The sequence below is a fragment of the Mesorhizobium sp. M7A.F.Ca.CA.004.12.1.1 genome (assembly GCF_003997835.1).
Taxonomy (GTDB): domain Bacteria; phylum Pseudomonadota; class Alphaproteobacteria; order Rhizobiales; family Rhizobiaceae; genus Mesorhizobium.
This window is the reverse complement of record NZ_RZRK01000141.1, coordinates 1-10,141: the sequence shown is the minus strand read 5'-3', so window position 1 is coordinate 10,141 and position 10,141 is coordinate 1. Positions and strand designations below refer to the sequence as shown.

Annotated in this window: 10 protein-coding genes; 5 read left to right on the top strand and 5 right to left on the bottom strand. The window is 63.7% G+C overall.

Going from position 1 to position 10,141, the window contains the following annotated elements; genetic code table 11:
- Both EN984_RS10205 and thrC read right to left on the bottom strand, forming a co-directional pair.
- Window positions 1-590, bottom strand: a 590-nt coding sequence (locus EN984_RS10205) for a pitrilysin family protein (RefSeq protein ID WP_164765425.1), incomplete at its 3' end; no start/stop codon positions are given.
- A gap of 14 nt (window positions 591-604) precedes the next feature.
- On the bottom strand, window positions 605-2,002 hold the full coding sequence (thrC, locus tag EN984_RS10200) for a threonine synthase (RefSeq protein ID WP_127270308.1): 1,398 nt from the start codon (window positions 2,000-2,002) through the stop codon (window positions 605-607).
- 128 nt (window positions 2,003-2,130) lie between these two features.
- Between thrC and EN984_RS10195 the strand changes: the two genes are divergently transcribed.
- Window positions 2,131-2,862, top strand: coding sequence for a hypothetical protein (locus tag EN984_RS10195; protein ID WP_127383728.1), 732 nt, complete (start codon window positions 2,131-2,133; stop codon window positions 2,860-2,862).
- Window positions 2,863-2,904: 42 nt separating this feature from the next.
- Here EN984_RS10195 and EN984_RS10190 read toward each other — a convergent pair whose 3' ends face one another.
- Window positions 2,905-3,591: an HAD family phosphatase gene (locus tag EN984_RS10190; RefSeq protein ID WP_127268823.1), complete on the bottom strand. Its 687-nt coding sequence runs from the start codon at window positions 3,589-3,591 to the stop codon at window positions 2,905-2,907.
- 176 nt (window positions 3,592-3,767) lie between these two features.
- On the opposite strand from EN984_RS10190, the gene EN984_RS10185 reads away from it, so the two are divergent.
- Window positions 3,768-4,901, top strand: a complete 1,134-nt coding sequence (locus EN984_RS10185; protein WP_127268824.1) for a site-specific DNA-methyltransferase — start codon at window positions 3,768-3,770, stop codon at window positions 4,899-4,901.
- Between the two features lie 66 nt (window positions 4,902-4,967).
- Here EN984_RS10185 and EN984_RS10180 read toward each other — a convergent pair whose 3' ends face one another.
- Window positions 4,968-5,579, bottom strand: a complete 612-nt coding sequence (locus EN984_RS10180; protein ID WP_127268825.1) for an HAD family phosphatase — start codon at window positions 5,577-5,579, stop codon at window positions 4,968-4,970.
- Window positions 5,572-6,768, bottom strand: a complete 1,197-nt coding sequence (gene mutY, locus EN984_RS10175) for an A/G-specific adenine glycosylase (protein WP_127268826.1) — start codon at window positions 6,766-6,768, stop codon at window positions 5,572-5,574. Before mutY ends, EN984_RS10180 begins: the two co-directional genes overlap by 8 nt.
- Window positions 6,769-6,821: 53 nt before the next feature.
- Here mutY and EN984_RS10170 point away from each other — a divergent pair, with 53 nt between their 5' ends.
- The 3 genes from EN984_RS10170 to EN984_RS10160 all read left to right on the top strand — a co-directional run.
- Complete coding sequence (locus EN984_RS10170; RefSeq protein ID WP_127268827.1) at window positions 6,822-7,322, top strand: DUF721 domain-containing protein; 501 nt, start codon at window positions 6,822-6,824, stop codon at window positions 7,320-7,322.
- Window positions 7,323-7,485: 163 nt separating this feature from the next.
- A complete protein-coding gene (locus EN984_RS10165) occupies window positions 7,486-8,229 on the top strand; it encodes a DsbA family protein (RefSeq protein WP_127383727.1) in 744 nt (247 codons plus the stop codon).
- 105 nt (window positions 8,230-8,334) lie between these two features.
- Window positions 8,335-10,141, top strand: a 1,807-nt coding sequence (locus EN984_RS10160; protein ID WP_164765424.1) for an AAA family ATPase, incomplete at its 3' end; no start/stop codon positions are given.

The following is a 10,141-nucleotide window of genomic DNA, read 5'->3' as shown; positions in this document are numbered from 1 at the left end:
TTGTCATGCTTGATGTCGCCGGCGGCGACAATCACCATGCGCTCGGCGCCATATTGCCGCTCGATGAAGTCGTGGAGTTGCTTGGAGGTGAAGGATTTGACCGTTTCGGGCGTGCCGAGAATGGAGCGTCCAATCGTCTGATGGCGATAGGCGGTTTCCGTGAAGCGGTCGAAGACGATGTCGTCGGGGGTGTCGTGCGCGGCGCCGATCTCCTGCAGGATCACATGCTGTTCGCGCTCGAGTTCCTGCGGGTCGAATTCGGACTCCTGCAGGATGTCGGCAAGAATGTCGACGGCCAGCGGCACGTCGTCGGAGAGCACCCTGGCATAGTAGGAAGTGGTTTCGACGCTGGTGGCGGCGTTGATCTCGCCGCCAACGTCCTCGATCTCCGAGGCGATTTCGAAGGCGCTCCGCCTTTTCGTGCCCTTGAACGCCATGTGCTCGAGCAGATGGGCCATGCCATGCTCGTCCTCACGTTCATTGCGGGCACCCGACTTGACCCAGGCACCAAGGGCAACCGATTCGATGCTTTGAAGGGTTTCGGTGGCGACTGTCAGGCCGTTCGACAGACGGCTTACCTCAACACCCATATGGCTAGTACTCCTTAACGCGCCGCCCGCGCGCGGCGGCCGACATAATCTTCCACCATTTTCAGGTCGGAGGGAAGTACCGTGTATTTTTCCTCCGATGTCATCAACCCACCTAGCCATGCGGGCAGTGCGGGCGACACGCCGCTGGCGGCTTCGACGGCGGCCGGGAATTTTGCCGGGTGTGCGGTACCCAGCACCACCATCGGGACGGCGCCTGACGCCTTGCCCGCAGCGACATGTACAGCTGCCGCGGTGTGCGGATCGAGCAGATAGTTGCTGGCCGCGAGCGTCGAGCGGATGGTGGCGGCGACCTCGTCCATATCAGCCCGGCCGGCGTCGAATTCCGACCGCATCCCGGCGATTTGCTGGGGTTCGATGGTGAAAGCGCCGGACTGCTTCAGACCGTCCATGTAGCGCCGCACGGTCGCCGCGTCACGGCTGGAGGCCTCGAACAGCAGGCGTTCGAAATTGGACGACACCTGGATATCCATCGACGGCGACGTGGTCGCAAAGACGCCCTTGGTGCGGTATTCGCCGGTCGAAAAGGTGCGCGCCAGAATGTCGTTGTCGTTGGTGGCGATGACCAGCCGCTCGATCGGCAAGCCCATCTTCTTGGCGGCGTAGCCGGCGAAGATATCGCCGAAATTGCCGGTCGGCACGGTGAAGGAGACCGGCCTGTCCGGCGCGCCGAGCGACAGCGCCGAGGAGAAATAATAGACGATCTGGGCCATGATCCGGGCCCAGTTGATCGAATTGACGCCCGAAAGCGCAACCCGGTCGCGGAAGCCGTGATCGTTGAACATGTCCTTGAGCAGTCCCTGGCAATCGTCGAAATTGCCTTCGATCGCCAGCGCATGGACGTTTGCAGCCGTCGACGTCGTCATCTGCCGCTGCTGCACCGGCGAGACGCGGCCGTGCGGGAAAAGGATGAAGATGTCGGTCCGGCTGCGACCGGCAAAGGCATCGATGGCCGCCCCGCCGGTATCGCCCGAGGTGGCGCCGACGATGGTGGCGTGCTGGTCGCGTTCGGCAAGCACATGGTCCATCAGCCGGGCCAGAAGCTGCATCGCCACGTCCTTGAAGGCGAGCGTCGGCCCGTGGAAAAGTTCCAGGATGAAGGTGTTGGGGCCGGTCTGCACCAGCGGGCAGACGGCCTCGTGGCGGAAGGTGGCATAGGCTTCGCGCACCAGCCGCTCGAAAACGGAGGCCGGGATTTCGTCGCCAAGGAACGGCGACAGCACGCGGATCGCAAGGTCGGGATAGGCAAGGCCGCGCATGGCGCGGATCTCGGCGGCGGAAAACTGTGGCCACTCGCGCGGCACGTAGAGCCCGCCGTCGCGCGCCAGCCCGGCCAGCACGGCGTCGGAAAATCCGAGAACGGGGGCTTCCCCGCGGGTACTCACATAGTGCATGTCACAATTCCGTTACTGCTTGGCTTTTCCATCCACCGCAAGGTGGTTAATTTCTGCGCTGGCTCAGTCGCATTTTTGCCGCGCGGTTGATATACGTCACCAGCTTTGCGAGAGGGAAGTGCAGTTTCATGGCGTTTCGTACATTCAGTGGTCGCTTTTTGGCGGGTCTTGCGCTCACCGGCTTTATGCTTGCCGCCGCCGGCTGCCAATCGGGCGACAATGGCATCCTGAACCTCGGCATAGGCAAGAAGGAGGACCCGACGGCGCCACCGCCGCCCCAGGATCCCAAGATACTGGCCAGCCAGTTGCAGGCCTATTGCCCCCGGGTGACGGTGCGCGACGGCACGGCCTTCTTCAACACCTATTCCAGGGAAGCTCAGAAGCCCAAGCCCAGGATCAAGAAGACCGGCGACGCCGCGCAGGATGCCGCGGCCCAGGCCGAGGCTGACGCCGCTGCTGCAACTCCGCCCGACGAATCGCCCAATATCATCTACCAGGCGTCGGTCAGCGACGTGACACGCGACTGCAGCCGTGCCAACGGCCAGCTGACGATGAAGATTGCGGTCGCCGGCAAGATTGTCCCCGGACCGAAGTTTTCTCCAGGCACGATCACCATGCCGATCCGAACGGCTGTGATGCATGGCACCGAGGTCCTCTACTCGCAGCTCCACCAGTATCAGGTCCAGGTCACCGATCCTTCGGTTGCCACGCAGTTCGTCTTCACCGATTCCAATGTCGTCGTGCCCGAGCCGACGGCGCAGGATTATCAGGCCTTTGCCGGCTATGACGAAACCGCGCATCAGGCAACGGCCGACAAGCCGAAGAAGACCCGCCGCAAGAGGGCTGCCGCGACGAACTAGGTCTCGGCAGTTGCATGAGGCGTGCGTCGCGGCGCACGCTTCTCAGGCGTCCGACCACTCCGACAGCGCCGCGATCACGCTTTTCAGCTCCGCCCAGCGGCGGATCACCGTCTCGGCGCCGGCCTCGGTGAGCGCGTCGGCATGGCCGGGATAGCTGTGGGCGGCTCCGGTGAAGCCGATCACCCGCATGCCCGCCGCCCTTGCGCCGTGGACGCCGTGCACGGAATCCTCGATGACGAAAGTGTTTGCCGGGTTGGCGTTGAGTTTCTCCGCCGCGAACAGGAACACGTCCGGCGCCGGTTTCGTTTTCCCGGTCGGTGTTTCCATCGCCGAAAAAATCCGGTCGGCGAAAAACGGCAAAAGATGCACCTTCTCCAGCATGAATTCGATCCGCTCGGAGCGTGAATTCGAGCAGACGCAGCGCGGCACGGTTACCGCGGCAACGGCCTCGCGCGCGCCATCGATGGCGCGGACGTCGCTGCGCAGTTTGCGGTCGACCAATTGTTCCTCCCTGTCGATCAGAGAGGCCTGGAAGGGGATGCGGGACTTTTCCTCGACCCGCAGCATGATGTCCTTGAAGGTCAGGCCGGCATAGCTCTCCGAAATCTCCTCAGCCGATATCTCGTATCCTGCCAAGGTCAAAAGCTCGGCGTCGACACGGGCGGCGATGATCTCGGAATCGACGAGCACGCCGTCGCAATCGAAGATGACAAGGTCTGGCTGGGGCATGGTGATCCGGACAATGGGAGGGCGAAGTGGCCTCGGAAGGCTCAGGCGGCGCGGCATACACCAACAGGGCCGCCTTCGCAAATTCGCCCCACCCGTGCCTTGGCCTTCACGGAATATTTACGCTGATCGGTAACCATAACCAGGAGTAAACAGTAACGCGTGCCCTGGGTGTCAGAATGTCTGCCGTGCGTCTTCTCGACGAGCTATCCCACGCCCCCCAGCAATCCGAATGGCTGGACACGATCCTCAAGGGCGACTGCGTCGCCGCGCTCGACCGGCTGCCCGAAAAATCGATCGACGTCATCTTCGCCGATCCGCCCTACAATCTGCAGCTCGACGGCGACCTGCACCGCCCCGACCAGTCGAAGGTCGACGCCGTCGATGACGAATGGGACCAGTTCGAGAGTTTCGAGGCCTATGACGCTTTCACGCGGGCCTGGCTGCTGGCGGCGCGCCGGGTGCTGAAACCCAACGGCACCATCTGGGTCATCGGCTCCTATCACAACATCTTCCGTGTCGGCGCCAAGATGCAGGATCTCGGCTTCTGGATCCTCAACGACGTGGTCTGGCGCAAGACCAACCCGATGCCGAATTTCCGCGGCCGCCGCTTCCAGAACGCGCATGAGACGATGATCTGGGCCACCCGCGACCAGAAGGGCAAGGGGTACACTTTCAACTACGAAGCGATGAAGGCGTCCAACGACGATATCCAGATGCGCTCCGACTGGCTGTTTCCGATCTGCACCGGCGGCGAGCGGCTGAAGAACGACAATGGCGACAAGCTGCACCCGACGCAGAAGCCGGAAGCGCTGCTTGCCCGCATCATGATGGCCTCGACCAAACCGGGCGACATCGTGCTCGATCCCTTTTTCGGCTCCGGCACCACCGGCGCGGTGGCCAAGCGTCTCGGCCGCCATTTCGTCGGCATCGAACGCGAGCAGGCCTATATCGACGCCGCCAACGAGCGCATCGACGCGGTGCGGCCACTGGATGGCGCCGATCTCACCGTGCTGACCGGCAAGCGCGCCGAGCCGCGCGTTGCTTTCGTCAGCCTGATCGACACCGGCCTGATGATGCCGGGTGCGACGCTCTACGACGCCAAGAAGCGCTGGGCCGCCAAGGTGCGCGCCGACGGTACTGTGGCGATCGGCGACAGCGCCGGTTCGATCCACAAGATCGGCGCCGAAGTGCAGGGGCTGGATGCCTGCAACGGCTGGACCTTCTGGCATTATGAGCGCAGCGGTGGCCTGACCCCGATCGACGAGCTTCGCCGCATCGCGCGGCTCGGCATGGAGCGGGCAGGGGCCTGAACCCCTGCCAATTGCTTCGAATGCCGTTGATTCAAAGGCTCAACGGATCGCGCGAAGTGATTCAAATCAAGCCTTGATTCCGAGACGTTCGAGGTCTGCTTGAAGCGTCTCTGCATCGGTGAACAGCACCGACTGCCAGCCTGCCGCCTTCGCGCCATCGACGTTCTTCTGGCTGTCATCGATGAACAGCGTGGCCGCCGGTTCGAGGCCGAATGCGGCGACGTGGTGATCGTAGATGCCGCGATCCGGCTTGATCATGCCGATCTCGCCCGAGATGGTGACGCCGCGCGGGCGGTTGAGGAAATCGAAGCGCTCGCGGGCTTCGGCCAGCGTGTCGCTGGCGAAGTTGGTCAGCATGGTCACGTCGTGGCCGCTCTCGATCAGACCGAGCATGATGGCGACACTGTCGTCATAGGCATGTGGAACCATCTCGTGCCAGTGGCGGCGGAACCCGCGGATGTTTTCCGCGTGATCGGGATGGTCCGCGATCAGCAGCGCCTCGGCCTCTTCCCAGGTGCGGCCGCGATCCTGCTCGATGTTCCAATCATGCGTGCAGACATTGTCGAAAAACCACTTTCTCTCTTCGGCATCCGGAATGAGGCGGCTGAACGGAATGTTGGGATCGTAGTGGATCAGCACTCTGCCGATGTCGAAAACGATGTGGCGTATTTCAGTCATGGGGCCTCTTTGCACTGTGTGGCGACGGCTTTTTCGTCGCGCCGGGTATCGCAGCCTCGATTGCCTTTTTCATGACAGTCGGCAGCGCCTCGCCGGAAATCTCGTGAGCGAGCGACCAGAAATGCCCGTCTGGCGCATCACCTTTGATGTGAGCGTGAAAGACTTCGAGTTGGAGAGCGAAATGCGTGAAGACATGCGCAATGCGGCCCGCATACCGCCAGTCGCCGGGAAAGGGCGCGGCCGCTTCCGTGGTCGCCCCATCGATCCGCGCGGTCCAGCCCGTCGTCGGCACCTCGGTCATGCCGCCGAGCAAACCCTTCTCCGCCCGTTTGCGCAGAAGGATGGCGCCGTCGGCCCGCACGGCGACAAAGGCCGCGCCGTGCCGCTGCGGCTTGTCGGCCTTGGGCAGGCGCACCGGGAAGTGCTCGGGATCGCCTGAAACGACCGCGCTGCAGTCTTCGCGCAGCGGGCATAGCATGCAGCGCGGCCGGCGTGGCGTGCAGATGGTGGCGCCGAGATCCATCATCGCCTGGGCGAAGTCGCCAGGCCTTGTCCCGGGCACCATGCGCTCGACATGGGCACGGATTTCGGGCTTGGCTTCGCTGAGCGGGGTTGCGATCGAAAACAGCCGGGAGATGACGCGTTCGACATTGCCGTCGACAACGGCGGCGGGACGGTCGAAGGCAATCGCCGTGATGGCCGCCGACGTATAGGCGCCGATGCCTGGCAGTTCTCTCAAAGCCGTTTCCGTGTCGGGAAACCGGCCGCCACGCGCGGCCACAAGATCGGCACACGCCTTGAGATTGCGGGCGCGGGAGTAGTAGCCGAGCCCGGCCCAGGCCTTCATCACGTCCTCCGCAGGCGCCGCGGCCAGCGCCTCGACATCGGGCCATTTCTCGACGAAAATCCGGAAATAGGCCTTCACCGCTTCGACGGTGGTCTGCTGCAGCATGACCTCGGAGAGCCAGATACGGTAGGGATCAGGCCGCACGCCGCGCGCATGCTCACGAGGCGTGATGCGCCACGGCAATTCACGGTGGTGCACGTCGTACCAGCCTAGCAGGCGGGACGCGATATGCCCGGATGCAGCTCTGCTGCTATCTCCGGATGCAGCTCTGCTGCTGTCCCCGGATGTGGCTTTGCCACTATCCCAGGATACGGTCTTGCGGGTCTGGTCTGCTGGTGCCATTGATCTGTATCGGCCTGGCCGGTATCTGCTGGGGTCTTGGCTGGAGGACGTACATGGCAGGCAGAACGCCCTACGGCAATCCCGTCCCGGTCAGCGATCTCGCGACCAGGATCCTCGATCCGGTGCTGCGCAAGCGGGCTGGCATTTCGATCGGCCTCGTCCAGTCATGGGACGAGATCGCCGGCCCGCGGCTGGCCAGCCATTCGCGCCCCGAAAAAATCCAGTGGCCGCGCCGTATGCATGAGGACGATCCGTTCGAGCCGGCCGTGCTGGTCATTGCCTGCGAAGGCATGGCGGCACTTCATCTGCAGCACGAGACGGGCGAGATCATCAACCGGGTCAACGCCTTCCTCGGCTTCACCGCCATCAATCGCATCAGGATCCTGCAGAAGCCGGTGACAACCGACAAAGGAAGGCGCAAACCGGCCCTGAGGCCGCTGACGGCGGCTGAGAAGACGAAATTGTCGGGAACTGTCGGCCTGGTCGATAATGATGAACTGCGCGCCTCGTTGGAGAAACTTGGCGCGACCATTATTGGGGAGAGAAAATCATAGGCGTCTTGAAGAAAGTCATGGATTCGTCGTCACTATCTCGCATTCGTGATCGCCCTTGTCAGGTTTCGCGATTGGATTGGGGATCGAGATGCCTTAATTCGCGCCAACTCTCGCCTTTTCGTGTCTTTGCATTGCAAAATCCAACCCTTGTCAGGTGATTCGTATGAACCGTCCCCCGTTTGGCCAAAGCTTGTCTCGCAGAAACGTCCTGTCTTCGCTGGCCGCCATTCCGGCGGTGGCCCTGCTCGCCGCCTGCATCGACTCTGGCGAGGAGGCGAAGGCCGCGGATGTGAAACCTGCGGCCCCGGCCGCCCCCGCGACGCCGGCCACGCCGGCCGCCGCCACCGCGCCGGAAGCCCAGGGCACCGTGGACATGGCGGAACTGATGAAGCCGGGTGCGCTGCCCGACAAACAGCTTGGCAAGGACGACGCCAAGGTCACCATCGTCGAATACGCCTCGATGACCTGCCCGCACTGCGCGCATTTCGCCGAGACCACCTTTCCGGACCTGAAGACCAAGTACATCGACACCGGCAAGGCGCGCTACATCCTGCGCGAATTCCCGTTCGATCCGAGTGCCGAAGCCGGTTTTATGCTGGCGCGCTGCGCCAAGGACAACTACTACCCTATGGTCGACGTCCTGTTCAGGCAGCAGGCGAACTGGGCTGGCGTTCAGAACACCAAGGATGCACTGCTGCAAATCTCGAAGCTCGCCGGTTTTACACAGGAGTCCTTCGAGGCCTGCTTGACGGACCAGAAACTTCTGGACGATGTGAGATCGGTCCAGAAGCGTGGCGCCAATGAATTCAAGGTCGACTCGACACCGACCTTCTTCATCAACGGTAAGACCTACAAGGGGGCGATGTCGATTGAGGAAATGTCGGCCATCATCGACCCTCTGCTCTGACGTCCAGTCAGCCCTGAGGCGGCGGCGCTTCGGCGTGCGCGGCTTCCGGTCGTGCCGCGAATTCTCATCGCAAAACCACGGTAATCCGCTTAGTGGGCGGCGCGAATGAAGTTTTCGCGCCTTCGCCTCCTCGGTTTCAAGTCCTTCGTCGAGCCCGGCGAGTTCGTCATCGAACGCGGACTGACCGGCATTGTCGGGCCGAACGGCTGCGGCAAGTCGAACCTTGTCGAGGCGCTGCGCTGGGTGATGGGCGAAAGCTCCTACAAGAACATGCGCGCGTCCGGCATGGACGACGTCATCTTTTCCGGCTCGGGCACGCGCCCGGCACGCAACACCGCCGAAGTCACACTTTTCCTCGACAACAGTGACCGCTCGGCGCCCGCTGCCTTCAACGATGCCGACGAATTGCAGGTGTCGCGCCGCATCGAGCGTGAGGCCGGCTCGCTTTACCGTATCAACGGCAAGGAGGCGCGCGCCAAGGACGTGCAGCTTCTGTTCGCCGACCAGTCGACCGGCGCGCGTTCGCCGTCGATGGTCGGTCAGGGCCGCATCGGCGAACTGATCCAGGCCAAGCCGCAGGCACGCCGCGCGCTGCTCGAAGAGGCAGCAGGCATTTCCGGCCTGCACACCCGCCGCCACGAGGCAGAACTGCGGCTGAAGGCGGCCGAGCAGAACCTCGAACGACTGGACGACGTCGTCGGCGAGCTGGAAAGCCAGATCGAAAGCCTGAAGCGCCAGGCGCGCCAGGCCTCCCGCTTCAAGAACCTGTCGGCCGATATCCGCAAGGCCGAAGCGACGCTGTTGCATCTGCGCTGGACGCTGGCCAAGACCCAGGAAGGCGAGGCGCGTTCGGCGCTGGCGGTTGCGACAGCCCTTGTCGGCGACCGCGCCGCGGCCCAGATGGCCGCCGCCAGGGAGCAAGGTATCGGTGCTCACCGATTGCCGGATTTGCGCGACGCGGAAGCCGCCGCCGCTGCTGCCTTCCAGCGCCTGTCGATCGCCAAGTCGCAGATCGAGGAGGAAGCCGGCCGCATCCGCGCCCGTCAGAGCGAACTCGAGCGCCGGCTACAGCAGCTCGACGGCGATATCGCACGTGAAGAGCGCATGGTCCGCGACAATGCGGACATTCTCGAGCGCCTTCGCACCGAAGAGGCGGCACTCAATTCGGAAAATGCCGGCGCCGCCGAACGCGAAGCCACCACCCGTGCGGCGTTCGAACAGGCGGCGTCGACGCTTTCGCAAAGCGAAGCCAAGCTCGCCGCGCTGACAGCCGAACGGGCCGAGGCTGCCGCCTCGCGCAACCAGATCGAACGGACGCTGCGCGACACCGCCGAACGCCGCGACCGCTTCGCGCGCCAGCTTGCCGATGTCGACCGGGAATTGTCTGAGATACTCTCCAAGGTCGCTGGCCTGCCCGATCCGGCCGAGAAGCGGGTGCTGGTCGAACAGGCCATGGCGCTGCTGGAGGAGGCCGAGGCTGCCGTGTCTGAGGCCGAGCAGTCTGTCATCGATGCCCGCGCCACGGAAAGTTCTGCCCGGCCACCGCTTCAGGATGCCAGGGCCGAGCTGGCGCGGATCGAAACCGAAGCGCGCACGCTGGCCAAAATCCTGAATGCAGCCAGCGGCGATCTCTTCCCGGCCGTGCTGGAGCAGATCAGCGTCGATCGCGGTTTCGAAACGGCGCTGGGTGCGGCCCTTGGCGAAGACCTCGACGTGCCGCTTGACCGCAGCGCGCCGGTGCATTGGGGCGAAAGCGCGATCCAGCCCGGCGACGCGGCTCTGCCGGAAGGCGTTAAAAGCTTGGCCAGCGTGGTCCACGCGCCGGCACAGCTCGCCCGCCGCCTGGCGCAGATCGGTATCGTCGATGCCGCCGGCGACGGCCGCCGGTTGCAGTCGCTGCTTGCTCCCGGCC

What these genes read in the sequence shown, in the direction of transcription:
- EN984_RS10195 (WP_127383728.1), top strand. Translation starts at nt 2,131, where the DNA reads ATGGCGTTTCGTACATTCAGTGGTCGCTTTTTGGCGGGTCTTGCGCTC.
- EN984_RS10180 (WP_127268825.1), bottom strand. Translation starts at nt 5,579, where the DNA reads ATGACTGAAATACGCCACATCGTTTTCGACATCGGCAGAGTGCTGATC.
- EN984_RS10185 (WP_127268824.1), top strand. Translation starts at nt 3,768, where the DNA reads ATGTCTGCCGTGCGTCTTCTCGACGAGCTATCCCACGCCCCCCAGCAA.
- EN984_RS10190 (WP_127268823.1), bottom strand. Translation starts at nt 3,591, where the DNA reads ATGCCCCAGCCAGACCTTGTCATCTTCGATTGCGACGGCGTGCTCGTC.
- thrC (WP_127270308.1), bottom strand. Translation starts at nt 2,002, where the DNA reads ATGCACTATGTGAGTACCCGCGGGGAAGCCCCCGTTCTCGGATTTTCC.
- EN984_RS10165 (WP_127383727.1), top strand. Translation starts at nt 7,486, where the DNA reads ATGAACCGTCCCCCGTTTGGCCAAAGCTTGTCTCGCAGAAACGTCCTG.
- mutY (WP_127268826.1), bottom strand. Translation starts at nt 6,768, where the DNA reads ATGGCACCAGCAGACCAGACCCGCAAGACCGTATCCTGGGATAGTGGC.
- EN984_RS10170 (WP_127268827.1), top strand. Translation starts at nt 6,822, where the DNA reads ATGGCAGGCAGAACGCCCTACGGCAATCCCGTCCCGGTCAGCGATCTC.